Raw genomic sequence first — 16,482 nt, forward strand, 5'->3', positions numbered from 1 at the left:
AGCGCATGGCGGGTGAAGGCGATCGCGTCACCCGCCTGGACATTGAATCCGGTGAGTACCATGCCGGCGTCCGCGCCCACGACGTCCCGGACCGACACTTCCGTGCCGCGATGGGCGACGATGATCTGTTTGGTGTCGGTGCGCAAGTAAATGGTGCCCTGATAACCGGATTGGCGGTTGATGTGCTCCAGCACTCGGTACTCGACACCATTGAGCGTCAGTTCCTTCCCCGCGCGACGGTCTTCATAGGCATCTTCCGAGAGATGGGCATAGTCCTTGGATGTCATGGTCATTCTTGCGCCTTCCTGGCTTGGATCGTGATGGTGAAGAGTTCATCCTGGATGTCACGCCTGTAGTGTGTTCCGTCCGGCTTGCCGAGGGCGGCGTAGCCGGGGAGGCTTGTCTGGAAATAGTCCCCGCTCCAATAGGTCGCGGTCACAGCCTGTTCGCGTTCGATCCGTTCCAGCGGAGCGGTCGCATGGAACGACGTTTGTCCATGCTTGAACATGGCCTGCACCGCATCGAGCGACCATTTGCACAGGCCCAGGCCGTGATAGTCCTCGTCCTGCATCAAGTCGGTGTGGATCACGCCGCGGTAAGTGTCGCCATCAATCCTGGAGAGCAGGAAAGGAACGCGCTGGGTGGGGTTGACCCTGACTCCGCTGACAGGATCCTTTGGAACGCAGGAGTCGTCACCGACTTCGAAATGCATGACCCCCTCGACATCCTCGAACGCCCCCGGTGCATCCGCGACCGTCACGGTGATCTCGTACCGCTCGCGCGGAGCCGGGTTGCGCTTGTATTCGGGCGTGGACATGGACGTGGCGCCGCAGGCGGAGGCGGACAGGGCCGTGGTCAGGCAGAGGACGAGGGGGATGCGCGGGGTCATGGCGGTGACGGGCGAAGGGCGGGCAGGGCGGCGAGGGTGTGGCCGCGCGCGTCCGTGCCGTGCGGCGCGCGGCGGAGGGTGCGGGCGGAATGGGGCGGGCCGGAGCTGGCCGGCGGGGCACGGCGAGGGCGTGGGGCAGTGGCAACATCCATGTCGCTCCGGGCGGGCTCGAATCCTTCAAGCGGCGGGGCCGCGGCCCGCGCCGCCATTTACCGGCGGCCATTCAGCCCTGTCAAGGCGACTGGCGCGTGCCGTCGTATTCCCTCCGCGCCCTTGGGTTCGCCCCGGAGCGAACCCATAATCGCGCGATGCAGATCCGTTCCGACAACCCCGAGCACGGCTTCCAGTTTCCCGGCACGTTCGAGCTGTCGGCGATGGGCGCGGCCGGCGTGGGCCTGGAAACCGCGCTGCCGGCGCTGCTGGCCGGGGCCGGGATCGAGGTGCTGGAGGGGCAGGTGAACTGGCGCTACTCCAGCAACGGCCGCTACGTCTCGGTGCGGATCAGCTTCCGCGCGGTGAGCCGGGCCGAATACGAGCGCGCGCACCGTTTGCTGCGCGAGCATCCGGACGTGAAGTGGACGCTGTGATCGCCGACCGGCCCGCGCCTGCCGCGGCCCCGGGCAAGGGCGCCTTGCGCCCGTGCCTGCTGCGCGACCTCGGCTGCCAGCCCTACGAGCCGGTGTGGCGGGCGATGCAGCGCTTCACCGACGCGCGCGACGACGACACGCTCGACGAGCTGTGGCTGGTCGAGCACGAGCCGGTGTTCACCCTCGGCCAGGCCGGGCGCAGCGAGCACGTGCTGCTGCCGGGGGAGATCCCGGTGCTGCACGTGGACCGCGGCGGGCAGGTCACCTACCACGGCCCCGGCCAGATCGTGGCCTATCCGCTGCTGGACCTGCGCCGGCTCGGGATCGGCGTGCGCGACTACGTGCACGGCATCGAGCAGGCGGTGATCGACACCCTGGCCGACTGGAACATCCTCGGCGAGCGGCGCGAGGGCGCCCCGGGGGTCTACGTGAACGGGGCCAAGATCGCCGCGCTCGGGATCCGGGTCCGCCGCGGCCGCGCCTTCCACGGCCTGGCCTTCAACATCGCCATGGACCTGGAGCCGTTCCGGCGCATCAACCCCTGCGGCTACGCCGGGCTGGAGGTGACCGCGATGCTAGACTTGGGCGGCCCGTCCAGCCTGGAGGCGGTGAAGCCGGCCCTGGTCGGCCACCTCGCCCGCCAGTTCGCTCTCGATCTCCGGCCGGCAGTGGCGGCCACGCTGGCCTCTCCAACGCCCGATCAGGCCACGGATTGACACCGATTCACACGGATCAAAGCACGGAAGGAAGCTTTATCCGCGTTCATCCGCCGTGTCCATCCGTGGCAAAGAAACCATGACCGATATCGCCAGCAAGACCATCCCGCTCGCCGTCGTCGGCGATCCGGCGCCCGCGTCGCTGCAGCCCGGCGCCAAGCAGCTGGCCGGCGACAAGATCGCGCGTTCGCCGGTGCAGTTCGCGGAGGCGCCGGTGCTGCGCAAGCCGTCCTGGATCCGGGTGCGGATCCCGGCCGACAACTCGGTGCAGCGGCTCAAGGCCCGGTTGCGCGAGAACCGGCTGGTGACGGTGTGCGAGGAGGCGAGCTGCCCGAACATCCACGAGTGCTTCGGCCACGGCACCGCCACGTTCATGATCCTGGGCGACGTGTGCACCCGGCGCTGCTCGTTCTGCGACGTCGCCCACGGCCGGCCCAAGCCGCCGGACCCCGAGGAACCGCTGAACCTGGCGCGCACCATCGCCGACATGGGCCTGCGCTACGTGGTGGTCACCTCGGTGGACCGCGACGACCTGCGCGACGGCGGCGCCCGGCACTTCGTGGACTGCATCGCGAAGATCCGCGAATTCAGCCCGGGCACGAAGATCGAGATCCTGACCCCCGACTTCCGCGGCAAGGGCCGGATGGAGCGCGCGCTGGAGATCCTGGCGACCAACCCGCCCGACGTGTTCAACCACAACGTCGAGACCGTGCCGGACCTGTACCGCAACGTGCGCCCGGGCGCGGACTACCAGTGGTCGCTGACCCTGCTGCAGAAGTTCAAGGCCCAGCACCCGCAGCTGCCGACCAAGAGCGGCATCATGCTCGGCCTGGGCGAGACCCTGGAGCAGGTGCAGGCCACCCTGCGGGACCTGCGCGCGCACGACGTGGACATGGTCACCATCGGCCAGTACCTGCAGCCGAGCCCGCACCATCATCCGGTGCTGCGTTACTGGACGCCGGAGGAGTTCCAGGCGCTGGAGGCCTACGGCTACGCGCTCGGCTTCACTCACGTCGCCTCCGGGCCGCTGGTGCGCAGCTCCTACCACGCCGACCGCCAGGCGATGGAGGCCGGCGTCGCCTGAGCGCGGCGCGCCCGGCGCAGGCTGAACGGGGCGCCGTCCGCGCCCGCGGCTGCGCCGCCGGGCGGCTCGCGTTCACCTCGGCGCACGGCCGCGCGGTACAGTGGCGGCGTCTCGCGCGGCGGCCGGACTTCCGGCACTGTCGCGGAACCGACCTCCCCCCGAGCCTGTCTGAACGGCCCCCACGGCCGCGGAAGTGACGATGAAGCTCAGCCACACCCTGCCGGCCCTGTCGCTGGCCCTCGCCCTCACCGCCCCGCTCGCGCTGCTCGCGCGCGGCGACGCGCTGCCCGCCGGCCCCACCGCCGACCAGGCCACCACCGCGCGCCTGGTGCACGGGTACCTGTCCGACAGCCGCTTCGCCTACCGCCCGCGTCCGCTCGACGACGCCCTGTCGCAGGAGGTGTTCGACCGCTACCTGGAGGCGCTCGATCCGGGCAAGCAGTTCCTGACCGCGCAGGACGTGGCCCGCTTCGCCCAGTACCGCACCGCGCTCGACGATGCGATCAAGAACGGCGAGCTGGAGCCCGCCTACGCGATCTTCGCCCTGTACAAGCAGCGCGTGCACGAGCGCGTGGCCTGGGCGCGCGCGCTGCTCAAGCAGGACATGTTCGACTTCGGCGGCGACGACCGCTACGAGTTCGACCGCGAGGACGCGCCCTGGGCCGCCACCAGTGCCGAGCTCGACGCGCTCTGGCGGCAATCGGTGCGCAACGACTGGCTGCGGCTCAAGCTCGCCGGCAAGAAGCCGGACGAGATCCGCACCACCCTCGACAAGCGCTACGCCAACCTGGCCCGCAGCGTGGACGAGCTCAAGGGCGAGGACGTGTTCCAGGTGTTTCTGAACGCCTACGCCGGCTCGATCGATCCGCACACCGACTACTTCACCCCGCGCACCGCGGAGAACTTCAACCTGGCCATGTCGCTGTCGCTGGAGGGCATCGGCGCGGTGCTGCAGAAGCAGGACGAGGTGGTGGTGATCCGCGAGATCGTGCCGGGCGGCCCGGCCGCGCTCAGCGGCAAACTCAAGACCGGCGACCGGATCGTCGCTGTGGGGCAGGGCGCCTCCGGCGAGATGAAGGACGTGGTCGGCTGGCGCATCGACGACGTGGTCGCGCTGATCCGCGGCCCCAAGGACACCAAGGTGCGGCTGGACGTGGTGCCGGCCGAGGCCATGCTCGACTCCAAGCCGGTGCGGATCGTGCTCACCCGGGCCAAGATCAAGCTCGAGGAGCAGGCGGCCAAGGCCGAGACCATCCGCCTCCCGGCCAGCGGCAACCAGCCCGCGCGCACCATCGGCGTGATCAAGCTGCCCACCTTCTACCAGGACTTCGACGGCCGCCGCTTCAACCGCGCCGACTACGCCTCGGCCACGCGCGACGTGGCGCGGCTGCTGCGCCAGTTCAAGGCGCAGCGGGTGGACGGGGTGGTGATGGACCTGCGCAACAACGGCGGCGGCTCGCTGACCGAGGCGGTGGAGCTCACCGGCCTGTTCATCGATCAGGGCCCGGTGGTGCAGGTGCGCGAGTCCGGCGGCCGGGTGCAGGTGGAGAGCGACCGCGACCCCGGCGTGGCCTGGGACGGGCCGCTGGCGGTGCTGATCAACCGCGGTTCGGCCTCGGCCTCGGAGATCTTCGCCGGCGCGATCCAGGATTACGGCCGCGGCCTGGTGATCGGCGAGCCCAGCTTCGGCAAGGGCACGGTGCAGAACCTGCTGCCGCTCGACCGCTGGCCGGCCAACGAGCAGCCGCGCTATGGCCAGCTCAAGCTGACCGTGGCCCAGTTCTTCCGTGTCGCCGGCGGTTCCACCCAGCACAAGGGCGTGGTGCCCGACATCCGCTTCCCGGTGACGGTGGATGCGAGCGAGTTCGGCGAGAGCACCTACGAGAATGCGCTGCCATGGACGCGGATCGCGGCGGTGCCCCACATGCGTTACGGCAATTTCGCACCGCTGGTGCCCAGGCTCGAGGCGCTGCACGAGGCGCGGGTGGCGAAGGACAAGGAGTTCCAGTGGTGGGCCGAGGACGTGGCGCAGTACCGCGAGGAACGCGAGCGCAAGTGGGTCACGCTCAACGAGGCCGCGCGCCGCGCCGAGCGCGATGCGTTCGAGGCCAAGCGCAAGGCGCGGCAGGAAGCGCGCAAGGCGCTGGGCCTGGCGCTCGATCCGCTGGCCGACGCCGAGGCCGACGACGGGCTGCAGGCCGGCGAGCGCAACGTGGCCGAGGACGCGGCGCGCGAGAAGCTCGCCGAACAGCGCCCCGACCCGCTGCTGCGCGAGACCGCGGCGATCCTGGCCGATGCGGTCAACCTGCTCGAGGCCGACCGCAAGCTCACCGCGCAAGTGTTGCCGGCCACGCGCGACGCGATCCATTGGGCCGAGTGATCCGATCCGGCGTGGCCGGACGGTCGGGGTGGGGGCAACGAAGCGGCGACACGCACGGGATGTGCGTTTTTCAGCAGGCTGCTAGGCTGGCCACAGCGAGGGCGCTCCCCACCGCCCCGTCATCGCGGTCCCCATGTCGTCCCGCCTTCCCCCCTCCCCGCCCGTGCGCGGCCTGGCCGTCGCGCTCGCGCTGGCCGCGGTCTACCTGATCTGGGGCTCGACCTACCTCGGCATCCGCTTCGGCCTCGAGGGCGGCTGGCCGCCGCTGCTGATGGCGGGGGTTCGCTTCCTGCTCGCCGGCGGCCTGATGTACGCCGCGCTGCGCCTGCGCGGCGAGCCGGCGCCGAGCGGCGCGCAGTGGCGCAACACCGCGATCATGGGTGCGCTGCTGCTCGGCCTGGGCAACGGCATGGTCACCATCGCCCAGCAATCGGTGTCTTCCGGGATCGCCGCGGTCGCGGTCGCCTCCGCGCCGCTGTGGATGGGCCTGTTTGCGACCATGCGCGGGCAGCGCCCGAACCGGCTCGAATGGTCCGGGCTGGTGGTCGGTTTCGCCGGCGTGCTCTGGCTCAACGCCGGCGGCACCCTGAGCGCGAGCCCGCAGGGCCTGGTCGCACTGCTGATCGCGCCGCTGGCGTGGGCGTTCGGTTCGATCTGGAGCCGCGGCCGCGACCTGCCCTCGCCGTTCATGACCTCGGCCGCGCAGATGCTGTGTGCCGGCGTGCTGATGCTCGCCGCCGGCGTGGCGTTCGGCGAGCACCTGGATGCGTGGCCGACGGCGAAGGGCCTGTTCGCGGTCGGTTACCTGGTGGTGTTCGGCTCGATCGTCGGCTTTTCCGCCTACGTCTGGCTGCTGCACCACGTGCGCCCGGCGCTGGCCGGCAGCTACGCCTACGTCAATCCCGCGATCGCGGTCGTGCTCGGCGCCTGGCTCGCGCGCGAGCGCTTCAGCGCCGCCGACCTGGGCGCGATGGTGGTGATCCTGGCCGGGGTGGTGCTGATCACGCTGGCCAAGACGCGCGCGCCGAAGCCGGCGCGGGCCGACGCCAAGCCCGCGGAGGAAACGGCCTGAGCCGCCGCGCGCGTCAGGCCGCGCGCAACGCCTCGGTCACCGGCAGCCGCGCCGCGCGCAGGGCCGGGAACAGGCCGCCGACCAGGCCGATGCCGAGCGCCCACTTCAGCCCGGTCCACAGCAGTTCCGGCGAGACCCGGAACTGGAACACGACCTGGCTGAAGTTGCCGCTGAGGGTGGACACGCTGTAGCCGTTGAACAGCAGCCAGGCGAGCGCGCCGCCGAGCAGGCCGCCGAGCAGCGCCAGCAGCATCGTCTCCAGCATCACCGCCACCACCACCGGCAGGCCGCGGAAGCCGAGCGCGCGCAGCGTGGCGATCTCGCGCGCGCGGGTGGCGACCGCGGCGTACATGGTGTTGAGCGCGCCGAACACCGCGCCCACCGCCATGATCGCGCCGATCACGATGCCGAGGATGCGGATCAGCCGGGTCAGGCCCTCGGACTGGCGCGCGTAGTAGTCGCGCGTGGTCATCACGTCCAGCTTCAGGCGCGGGTCGGCCGCCATCGCCGCCTTCAGCCGCTTGAGTCCGTCCTTGCCGAGAAGGCGCGCGGTCACCGACTGGTAGGACTGGCGCTGGTAGGTCGAGGCCAGTGTCTCGGCGTCGGCCCACAGTTCCGATTCGTGCGAATCGCCGGAGACGAACGCGCCGACCACGGTCCACTCCTGGTTGGCCAGCTCGATCCGGCTGCCCACGTCCAGGCCCACGTACTGCCGCTGCGCGCCGCGCCCGACCACGATCTCGCGCTTGCCCGGGGTGAAGCGGCGGCCCTCGACGATCCGGATCTGCGGCCGGATCCGCCACGCCGCCTCGCCCACGCCGCGGAACTGGGCGTTGGCGTCGGTGCCGTCGGCGCGGGTGACCAGGTTGACCACCTGCGACAGCTCGGGCGAGAGCGCCGGGGTGCCGTCGGCATTGCGCGCGATCCCGGGCAGGCTGCCGATCAGCGGCACCTGGTCGCGGGTGATGACCGAGTTGGTCTCGGCCTGCGAGCCGCCGCGCAGCACGATCGCGGTGGCCTCGTCACCGGTCTGCTTGAGCGTCTGCTCGAAGCCGGCGCCCATCGCCAGCATCGCCACCAGCACGCCGACCACGCCGGCGATGCCGATCACCACCACGCTCGAGGCGCCCCAGCGCTGCGGCAGGCTGCGCACGCCGACGTCGGCCACCGCCAGCGCCTGCTGCCCGCGCCGGGTCAGCAGCAGCCACAGCACGAGCGCGACCGCGGCCGCGAGCACGCCCCACCATGGCAACCGGATCCACGCCACCAGGCCGGCGACCAGCGCCAGCGTCGCGCCGAGGTTGCCCAGCCACTTCCCGATCCGCTTCATGTCCTGTCCTCCTCAGCGTCCGGCCAGCGCGTCCACGATGCTCAGCCGCATCGCGCGCAACGCCGGCAGCAGCCCCACCGCCACGCCGATCGCCAGCATCACCGCCACGCCGATCGCCCAGGTCTCCGTCGGCACCGTGTCGAGCTGGACCACGCCGCCGCTGGCGGCCGCGATCGCCGGGATCACCAGCGCCGCGAGCAGCAGCCCGGCCAGGCCGCCGAGCGCGACCAGCAGCACCGACTCGGCCAGCACCAGGCACAGCACCGCGCGGTTGGAAAAGCCGATCGTCTTGAGCACCGCCAGCTCCGGGATGCGCTCGCGCACCGCCTGCGCCATGGTGTTGCCGGTCAGCAGCAGCAGGGTGAAGAACACCGCGCCCATGATCGCGCTGACGATCATGCCCACGTCGGCGAACTGCCTGACGAAGGCCTGGTTGAACGCCTGCTCGCTCTGGGTCTTGGTCTCGTGGTCGGAGTTCTCGCTGAGCGCGTCGATCGCGCGCGCGACCTGGTCGGCGCGGTTCGGATCCTCGAGCTTGACGACGTACCAGCCGACCCGGCCCTTGACGAAGTCGTTGGCCTCGTCGAAGTAGTCCCAGCGGAACATCAGCTGGTTCTCCTCGCCGCGGCGCTTGTGCTCCTTGAGCCGGAACGTGCCGACCAGCTTGAACTCCCAGGTGTTGCTGCCGCGGGTCGGGAAGATGGTGGCCTGCAGCGGGATGGTGTCGCCGATCTTCCAGCCGTTGCGCTCGGCCAGCGAGGCGCCGACCACGGCACCGTTCCGGGTGTTCTCGAACGCCTTCAGGTGCGCGGGGGAGATCTCGTACTCGGGGTAGATCTGGAAGAAGCCCGGGCCGACCGAGAAGTTGGGGAAGAAGCCGCGCGCGTCGCGGTAGATGCCGCCGAACCAGGCCGCGTGCACCACCTGCTTCACCCCCGGCACCTGCTCGATCCTGGAGGACAGGCTGTAGGGCAGCATCTGGGTGATGGACAGGCGCGAGGCCACGATCAGGCGGTCGTAGCCGGCGACGTTGGCGCTGGAATTGAACGCCACCCGCACCGCGTCGAGCAGGCCGAACAGCAGGAACGCGGTGACCACCGAGAGCAGGGTCAGGATGGTGCGCGTTCTGCTGCGGAACAGCGCGGCCCAGATCAGCGGAAGGTATTTCATGGCTGCCTCCGTGGCCGGGTCAGGCCGCGCGTCGCACCTGCTCGACCAGCGTGCCCTTGTCGAGGTGCAGGGTGTGGGTGGCGTACTCGGCCGCCTTCGGGTCGTGGGTGACCATCACGATGGTCTTGCCGTGCTCGCGGTTGAGCCGCTGCAGCAGGGTCAGGATCTCCTCGGCCGAGGCCCGGTCGAGGTCGCCGGTGGGCTCGTCGCAGATCAGCAGGCGCGGGTCGGAGACGATCGCGCGCGCGATCGCCACGCGCTGCTGCTGGCCGCCGGACAGTTCCGACGGCCGGTGCTTGATGCGGTCCTTGAGCCCCACCAGCTCCAGCGCGATCTCGGCGTTGCGGCGGCGGTGCGCGGCCGACAGCGGCGTGAGCAGCAGCGGCAGCTCCACGTTCTTGAGCGCGGTCAGGGTCGGCATCAGGTTGTAGAACTGGAACACGAAGCCGACGTTGCGGCTGCGCCACTGCGCGAGCTGGCCGGAGCCGAGCTGGTCGATGCGCTGGCCGGCGACTTCGATCGTGCCGCCGGTGGGCGTGTCGAGCCCGCCGATCAGGTTCAGCAGCGTGGTCTTGCCCGAGCCCGACGGGCCCATCAGGGCCACGAAATCGCCCTCGGCGATGTCCAGGTCCAGGCCGTGCAGCACGTCCACCGTCTCCGGGCCGCGGCGGTAGGTCTTGTGCAGGTCGCGGATGCTGACCAGCGGCGCCATGCCGGACATCTCGGGTTCGTACGCGCTCATGCTTCGCTCCTCATTCCCCGCGCTCGGGGGTTGCGTCTGCGTCTTCGTCGGCGGTGCGCACACGCGCGCCGTCGGCCAGCGTCTCGGGCGGATCCAGGACCACGCGCTCGCCGCCGGCGATGCCGGCGAGCACCTCGCGGTCCTCGCCGAGCTCGCGCCCGGGCGTCACCGCGCGCTGCCGCGCACGGCCTTCGGCCACGACGAAGGCCACGTCGCGGCCGTCGCGGCGGGCGAGCGCCGCCGCCGGCACCAGCACCCCGGCCGGCCGTTGCGCCTGCCGCGCCGGGCGCTGCTCCAGGAAGCTCACCCGCACGCCCATGTCGGGCACGATGCGCGGATCGCGCACGTCGAGCGCGATGCGCACCTTGACCGTGGCCTTGCTGCGGTCGGCGGCGGGGATGATCGCGATCACCCGGCCCGGGATCTTCCACTGCGGATAGGCGTTCAGGACGGCCTCGACCGGCATCTCCGGCTTGACCCGGCCGATGTAGGCCTCGCCCACGTCCACCTCGACCTCGAGCGAGTCCATGTCCACGATCGTGCCGATGCCGGTGCGGGTGAAGCCGCCGCCGGCCGACAGCGGCGAGACGATCTCGCCCGGCTGCGCGGCCTTGGCGATCACCACGCCGGCGAACGGCGCGCGCACCACGGTGTTGTCCACGCCCTGGTCGGCCAGGCGCAGCTGCGCCGCGGCGACCTGGGCGTTGCGCTGCGCGGCGGACCGCTGCGCGCGCAGCGCGTCGCGCTGCGCCACCGCCTGGTCGTACTGCGCCTGCGACACCAGCTGCTGCCGCACCAGCCCGCTCAGGCGCGCGGCGTTGGCCTCGGCCTCGCGCAGTTGCGCCTGCACGCTCGCGATCTGGCTGCGCGCGGCGGCGAGTTGCGCGGCGGCGAGGTCGCGCTGGGCGTCGGCGTCCACCGGGTCGAGCGTGGCCAGCACCTGGCCGGCGGCGACCTGATGGCCTTCCTCGATCAGCACCTCGCGCACGCGCCCGGTGACCTTGGCCGAGACCGTGGCCATGCGCCGCGCGACCACGTAGCCGGTGGCATCGAGCACCGCCGCGTTGCCGCCGCCCTCGCCGATCGCGATCGCCTCCGCGGTGCGCACCGTGACCGCGCGGTCGCGGCCGAACGCAAGCCAGCCGCCCACCGCCAGCAGCAGCGCGCCGGCGGCGATCCCGCCCGCCCACAGCCAGCGCCGCCGGTCCGGCGGCGGCGCGGCGTTGCGGTCTATGCGCAGCTGGCGCAGGAGTTCGGCCTGTTCGCTCATCTCGCTTCCGTGACGTGATCGGGGCGCCCAGTGTGACCGGCCTCCGCAGCCATTGCCATCCTGCCGGAAGTCAACACTTGCCGCGGTCCCGGCGCGCTCATCCGCCGGCCGCGCCGATCACCTCGCGCAGCGCGCGCAGGTGGCGGTCCAGGGCCTTGCGGCCGGCCGCGGTCAGCCGGTACCAGGTGACCGGCTTGCGCTCGACGAAATCGCGGCGCAGGGCGAGGTAGCCCGCGTCCTCGAGCCGGCGCAGCTGCGCGCCGAGGTTGCCGTCGGTGAGGTCGAGTTGCTGCTTGAACGCGGCGAAGCTGATCTCGCCGTGGCGCGCGAGTAGCACGCAGATCGCCAGCCGCACGCGGTGTTCGAGCGCCGGGTCGAGGCCGTCGAGCGCTTTCACGGCGCCGCCGCCTCCGCGACGCGCACGCGGCGCGCCCACAGGCCGGCCCAGGCCAGGGCGAGGGCGATGGTCGCGCCGGTGAGCGTCCAGGCGTAGGGCGGCGCGAACAGCACCAGCACCGCATAGGCGACGAGCATCAGCAGCCCGCTCCACAGCAGCGGCCGCTCCAGGTGCACGCCGGCCAGCGCGTACAGCAGGCCGGCCACGAGCAGGAAGCCCGGCGCGGCGTCGGCGCCGGACACGCGGCCGGCGAGTGCCGGCAGAGCCACGAGCAGGAAGCCCGCGCCGCCGATCAGCCAGTGCAGACCGTGGCGGCGGCCGGTGGCCACGTCGTTGACGCCGCGCCGGCGCTCGGCGCGCGCGGCCAGCCACCAGCTCAGCAGCCCGCCGCCGGGCCCGGCGACCAGCCAGAACGGGCCGGCCTGGCGCGGGGCGACGTCGGGCAGGGCGAAGCCGACCGCGATGACCGCGGCCCACAGGAAATAGATCGCAGGCACGCCGGCCGTGCGCTCGTGGTGGCGCACGGCGCTGGCGACGTAGGCCAGGTCCTGCTGCAGGCGGTCGCTGGGAGACATGGCGGCGCTCCGGGATTGATGTCAGCAGAGTACTCTGAAAAATAGAGTTGTCAACCCGCTGCGAGCCATCGCCGTCCTGTCTCTGGTCACGATCGTGGTGCTCGGGCGCCGCTGGCGCCGCCTGCGCGCGGGAACCCGCGCTTGCGACTCACCCCGCGCAGCGCGCCTTCAACATCGCATACGCCGCACGCAGGCCCTGGGCTTCGCCGCCGGCGGGGCGGCCGGGGCGGTCGCTGTCGTTCCAGGCGTACACGTCCAGGTGCGCCCACGGCAGGCCCTCGGGCACGAAGCGTTCGAGGTACAGCGCGGCGGTGATGCTGCCGGCCATCTTCGAGGCGCCGGCGTTGGCCAGGTCGGCGATGTGGCTGGTGAGGTAGCGCAGGTACGGCCGCCACAGCGGCATCCGCCACAGCGGGTCGCGCTCGCGCGTGCCGGCCTCGAGCCAGGCCTGGGCCAGGGCGTCGTCGTTGCCGTACAGCGCCGGCAGGTCGGGGCCGAGCGCCACGCGCGCGGCGCCGGTGAGGGTGGCGAAGTCGAGGATCAGCGCCGGGCCGAGTTCGCCCGCGCGGGTGAGCGCATCGCACAGCACCACCCGCCCTTCGGCGTCGGTGTTGTCGATCTCGACGCTGACCCCGGCGCGGGTGGCGATCACCTCGCCGGGGCGGTATGCGTCCGGGCCGAGCGCGTTCTCGACCGCGGGCACCAGCAGGGTGATGCGCAGCGGCAGCGCGCGCGCCATCACCAGCTCGGCCAGCGCGATCGCGTGCGCGGCGCCGCCCATGTCCTTCTTCATGTTGCGCATGCCGTCGGCCGGCTTGAGGTCCAGGCCGCCGGTGTCGAAGCACACGCCCTTGCCGACGATCGCCACGTGCGGATGCGCGGCCTCGCCCCAGTGCAGCGCGAGCAGGCGCGGCGCGCGGTGCGAGGCGCGGCCGACGGCGTGGATCGCCGGGTAGTTCTGCGCCAGCAGCGCATCGCCCGCGACCACCTCCACCTGTGCGCCGTGGCGCTCGCCGATCGCGCGCACCACCTGCTCGAGCTGCTCGGGGCCCATGTGCTCGGTCGGGGTGTTGACCAGGTCGCGCACGCGGGTGCAGGCGGCGAGCACCGCCAGCGTCTCGGCGTCGGGCGTGGCCAGGACCAGCCGCGCCGGCTCGCGCGCGGCGCGCTTGTAACGGTCGAAGCGGTAGCTGCCCAGGCCCCAGCCGAGCTGCAGCGCGCGCAGGGTGTCGGCGGCGGGTGCTTCGGCCAGGTGCCAGTCGCCCGCCGGCAGCGCGGCCGGCGCGTGCGCGTAGGCGAACGGATCGAGCGGGTCGCCGATGCCGAGCACCGCGCCGGCCAGGCCGTCCGCGCCCGGCAGCAGCGCGCAGCTGCCCGGCGCGGCGGCGAAGCCCTGCGCCTGCAGCCAGGCGCGCACGGCGGCAGGCTGGCGCGCGCACCAGGCGTCGAAGCTGGCGCGGTCGAGGCAGTGCAGGGGGCGGCTGGAGGTGGCGGCGGCGGTGAATCCGGGCGGCAGGCTCATGCGGCGAGCTCGTTGCGGAAGGCGTGCGCGTCGAGCCAGTCGGCCAGCGCGGCGAGGGTGGGGAATTCGAGGTCCGGGCGCGGGTGCCCGTCGGGCCAGGGCTCGCCCTCGCGGTTGAGCCAGCAGCTGCGCAGGCCGGCGCGCTGCGCGCCGAGCACGTCGAGCTCGACGCTGTCGCCCACGTGCAGCACCTGGTGCGGCTCGGCTTCGAGGCGCATGCAGGCGGCGTGGAAGATGCAGGGCGAGGGTTTCGGCCGGCCGTGCTCGCAGGCGCTCAGGCCGCCGCGGAAATGCACGGCCAGGCCGATCCGCTCGAGGTCGGCGTTGCCGTTGCTGAGCGCGAACAGCGGCAGCCGCGCCGACAGCCGCGCCAGCGCGGCGTGGGTGTCGGGATAGCACTCGACCTGGTTGCGCGCGGCGAAGAACACCGCGAACGCGGGCTCGGCGTGCGCCGGGTCGTCGCCGGCCAGGCGCAGCGCGTGGGCCAGGGTGAGCTTGCGCATGAAGCTGAGGTCGTGCATGCGCTCGGGATGCTCGGCGTTGAGCTCCATGCGCAGCGCGCGCATCGCCTCGGGCGGGAAGCGCGCGGCGGTGCGCGGGCAATGCTCCAGCAGCCAGGCGTGCATGGCCGCCTCGGCGCGCGCCCCGACCGGCGGGAACGGCCACAGGGTGTCGTCGAGGTCGAGGGTGATGGCGCGCAGCGGGAAGCTCACGGGGGCGATTCTACCGGGGCGCGCCGGCCCGGGCCCGGGCGCGGGCGGCGGGCCGTCATTCCAGCAGCCTCGCCCAGCCCTCCATCCCCTCCAGCCGCACCAGCACCAGCTTCACGCACACCAGCAGCGGCACCGCCAGCAGCAGGCCGACGATCCCCCACAGGGTGCCGAACAGCATCAGCGCCAGGATCAGCACCAGCGGCGAGAGCGCCATGCGCCGGCCGAGCACGATCGGGGTGACGATCTGGCCCTCGAGCGTGTGCAGGCCCAGGTACAGCAGCGCCGGCAGCAGCGACTGGCCGAGCGCGTCGTAGCTCAAAAAACCCATCAGCAGCATCACGCTCAGGCCGATCAGCGGGCCGACGTAGGGCGCGAAGTTGAGCAGCGCCACCATCGTGCCCCACAGCAGCGCCTCGTCCAGCGGCACCTGCAGCACGAACCGCAGCAGCGCCGCGTACACCAGCCCCACCACCGCGTTGATCACGCTGATGGTGAGCACGTAGCGCGAGATTTCGCGCTCGATCGCCTGCAGGATCTCGACCGTGAGCTTCTTCTGCTGCCGGCCCGGCAGCAGCGCGATCGCGTTCCGCTGCAGGCTCTCGCCGTAGACCATGAAGAAGAAGGTCAGCAGCACCACCGCGAACACCGAGGCCAGCAGCTTCGGCGTGGCGACCAGCGCGCGCCACGGGTCGCGGGTCTCGGCGCGCACCACCGGCACCTGGCGGGCGGATTCGCCGCCGGCGGCGCGGGCGATGTTCTCGGCGGCGCGGTTGGCCTCCTGCACCGGCGCGGTCAGCTTGCGCAGGCGCGGGGCCAGGTCGCGCAACTCGCGCGGCGCCTGGCGCAGCCACTCGCCGGCCGGCTGCGCCAGCTGCGCGCCGAGCAGGCCGGCGCCGGCGATGCCGAGCCCGAGCACCAGCAGCGCGGCGAGGAACCGCGGCAGCCACAGCTTCTGCAGCAGGCGGATGATCGGATTGCCGACCAGGGCGAAGAACATCGCCAGCAGCACCGGCAGCAGCAGGTCCTGGGCCAGCCACAGGGTGTAGCCGACCGCGAGCACCGCCAGCACCACCACCGCGGCCGGCGCGCGCGGGCGCGGCGGCGGCGCCTCGTGCGGTTCGGCGGCCGGCGCGGACGCGGACGCGGCGGAAGACGTGGCCCCGTGGTCGTTCATGCCTGGGTGGATTCCGTCGCCGGCGCGGGCGTGTCGGCCGGCGGTGCGTGCGCGGCGGCGGTTTCCGCGTGCTGCGCGGCCTGTTCGGCCTCCGCGGCCGCGGCCCGCGCCTGGGTGCCGGCGAACAGGCCGGCCAGCGTGGTCAGCAGGCGCATCAGCCCGTCCATCGCCGCCGGCGAGGGCCGGCGGCGGCCGGCGACGAAACCGGCGGCGAAGCCGGCCAGCACGATGCGCCATGGCGTCCACAGCGTGCGCCATGCGCCGCGCAACTGGCGCCAGTCCGCGGCCGCGCACCGCTGCTGCGCCTCGAGCGCGCGTTCGGCCTGCTGCACCTTGGCGATCAGCTGTTCGAAGCGCATCGGCGGTTCACGGCGGCGGCGTGGAGTCGGTGTCGGGCGCCGCGGCGGACGCGCTCGCCGGTTCCGCTGCCGGTTCCGGCTCGCCCCGGCCGAGCCGCGCCAGCTGGCGGCGGGTGGCGGCGAGCCGGGTGTGGTCGAAATAGCGCACCGCGCGCCACGCGGCCAGGCCGGTGACCACCAGGCTCAGGCCCGCGGCCAGCAGCAACGCGCGCGACCACGGCCAGCCCAGGTCCTGGGCCAGCCAGGCCATCAGTGCGGTCACCAGCAGCAGCCAGGCCGAGCCGCCGAACGCGATCGCCAGGCCGGTGCAGGCGAGGCTGCGCCCGAACGCGCTGCGGGCCAGGGCGAGATCCGCCGCGACCAGCGCGCGCAGCGCCTTCAGCGCGTCCTGGGCCGCGCCCGCGCTGGCACGTCCGGCTGCGCCGACCTGGCGCAGTGATTCGGCGAAGTCGGGCGCGGCCTCCGGCGCGGGTCCGGGGTCGCCGTTGCGATGCGCCATGCT

At 72.5% G+C, this 16,482-nt stretch carries 17 protein-coding genes and 1 pseudogene; 5 read left to right on the forward strand and 13 right to left on the reverse strand.

The features are described 5' to 3' along the window. Positions 1–293: pseudogene (locus tag FPV26_RS11510) on the reverse strand (XVIPCD domain-containing protein); the annotation flags it as partial. Beyond that, positions 290–889 (reverse strand): hypothetical protein, encoded by a 600-nt coding sequence (locus FPV26_RS11515; protein ID WP_147654026.1) that lies wholly within the window; start codon positions 887–889, stop codon positions 290–292. The pseudogene FPV26_RS11510 and the gene FPV26_RS11515, both read right to left, overlap by 4 nt. Before the next feature lie 308 nt (positions 890–1,197). Here FPV26_RS11515 and FPV26_RS11520 point away from each other — a divergent pair, with 308 nt between their 5' ends. From FPV26_RS11520 to yedA, 5 genes are all read left to right on the forward strand, one after another. After that, a complete protein-coding gene (locus FPV26_RS11520; RefSeq protein WP_147654027.1) occupies positions 1,198–1,476 on the forward strand; it encodes a DUF493 family protein in 279 nt (92 codons plus the stop codon). Further along, entirely contained in the window at positions 1,473–2,192 is a 720-nt protein-coding gene (gene lipB, locus FPV26_RS11525; protein WP_425473100.1) for a lipoyl(octanoyl) transferase LipB, read from the forward strand. Before FPV26_RS11520 ends, lipB begins: the two co-directional genes overlap by 4 nt. A 79-nt stretch (positions 2,193–2,271) precedes the next feature. Then, positions 2,272–3,276: a lipoyl synthase gene (lipA, locus tag FPV26_RS11530; protein WP_147654029.1), complete on the forward strand. Its 1,005-nt coding sequence runs from the start codon at positions 2,272–2,274 to the stop codon at positions 3,274–3,276. Between the two features lie 199 nt (positions 3,277–3,475). Further along, positions 3,476–5,656: a carboxy terminal-processing peptidase gene (locus tag FPV26_RS11535; protein WP_147654030.1), complete on the forward strand. Its 2,181-nt coding sequence runs from the start codon at positions 3,476–3,478 to the stop codon at positions 5,654–5,656. A gap of 133 nt (positions 5,657–5,789) precedes the next feature. Further along, positions 5,790–6,728 carry a drug/metabolite exporter YedA gene (gene yedA, locus FPV26_RS11540; RefSeq protein WP_147654031.1) on the forward strand — a complete coding sequence of 313 codons (939 nt, stop codon included), beginning with the start codon at positions 5,790–5,792 and terminating at the stop codon, positions 6,726–6,728. Between the two features lie 13 nt (positions 6,729–6,741). Here yedA and FPV26_RS11545 read toward each other — a convergent pair whose 3' ends face one another. From FPV26_RS11545 to FPV26_RS11595, 11 genes are all read right to left on the reverse strand, one after another. Next, positions 6,742–8,058, reverse strand: a complete 1,317-nt coding sequence (locus tag FPV26_RS11545; RefSeq protein WP_147654032.1) for an ABC transporter permease — start codon at positions 8,056–8,058, stop codon at positions 6,742–6,744. 12 nt (positions 8,059–8,070) lie between these two features. Then, positions 8,071–9,228 (reverse strand): ABC transporter permease, encoded by a 1,158-nt coding sequence (locus FPV26_RS11550; protein WP_147654033.1) that lies wholly within the window; start codon positions 9,226–9,228, stop codon positions 8,071–8,073. A gap of 19 nt (positions 9,229–9,247) precedes the next feature. Continuing rightward, positions 9,248–9,940, reverse strand: coding sequence for an ABC transporter ATP-binding protein (locus FPV26_RS11555; protein ID WP_147654071.1), 693 nt, complete (start codon positions 9,938–9,940; stop codon positions 9,248–9,250). 40 nt (positions 9,941–9,980) lie between these two features. After that, entirely contained in the window at positions 9,981–11,240 is a 1,260-nt protein-coding gene (locus FPV26_RS11560) for an efflux RND transporter periplasmic adaptor subunit (RefSeq protein WP_147654034.1), read from the reverse strand. Between the two features lie 97 nt (positions 11,241–11,337). Continuing rightward, positions 11,338–11,637 (reverse strand): winged helix-turn-helix domain-containing protein, encoded by a 300-nt coding sequence (locus tag FPV26_RS11565; protein ID WP_147654035.1) that lies wholly within the window; start codon positions 11,635–11,637, stop codon positions 11,338–11,340. Continuing rightward, the gene (locus tag FPV26_RS11570; protein ID WP_147654036.1) at positions 11,634–12,212 is read right to left on the reverse strand and encodes a hypothetical protein; all 579 of its coding nucleotides are present in this window, start codon (positions 12,210–12,212) and stop codon (positions 11,634–11,636) included. The genes FPV26_RS11565 and FPV26_RS11570 overlap by 4 nt, the downstream gene beginning before the upstream one ends. A 148-nt stretch (positions 12,213–12,360) precedes the next feature. Next, positions 12,361–13,734 carry a leucyl aminopeptidase family protein gene (locus FPV26_RS11575; protein ID WP_147654037.1) on the reverse strand — a complete coding sequence of 458 codons (1,374 nt, stop codon included), beginning with the start codon at positions 13,732–13,734 and terminating at the stop codon, positions 12,361–12,363. Continuing rightward, a complete protein-coding gene (locus FPV26_RS11580) occupies positions 13,731–14,447 on the reverse strand; it encodes an HAD family hydrolase (RefSeq protein ID WP_147654038.1) in 717 nt (238 codons plus the stop codon). Before FPV26_RS11580 ends, FPV26_RS11575 begins: the two co-directional genes overlap by 4 nt. A gap of 55 nt (positions 14,448–14,502) precedes the next feature. Next, on the reverse strand, positions 14,503–15,621 hold the full coding sequence (locus FPV26_RS11585; RefSeq protein ID WP_147654039.1) for an AI-2E family transporter: 1,119 nt from the start codon (positions 15,619–15,621) through the stop codon (positions 14,503–14,505). Continuing rightward, positions 15,618–15,980: a hypothetical protein gene (locus FPV26_RS11590; protein ID WP_147654040.1), complete on the reverse strand. Its 363-nt coding sequence runs from the start codon at positions 15,978–15,980 to the stop codon at positions 15,618–15,620. The genes FPV26_RS11585 and FPV26_RS11590 overlap by 4 nt, the downstream gene beginning before the upstream one ends. 7 nt (positions 15,981–15,987) lie before the next feature. Then, complete coding sequence (locus FPV26_RS11595) at positions 15,988–16,479, reverse strand: phage holin family protein (protein ID WP_147654041.1); 492 nt, start codon at positions 16,477–16,479, stop codon at positions 15,988–15,990. Positions 16,480–16,482 lie beyond the last annotated feature (3 nt).

The organism is Vulcaniibacterium gelatinicum (assembly GCF_008033445.1).
Classification (GTDB): domain Bacteria; phylum Pseudomonadota; class Gammaproteobacteria; order Xanthomonadales; family Xanthomonadaceae; genus Vulcaniibacterium_B; species Vulcaniibacterium_B gelatinicum.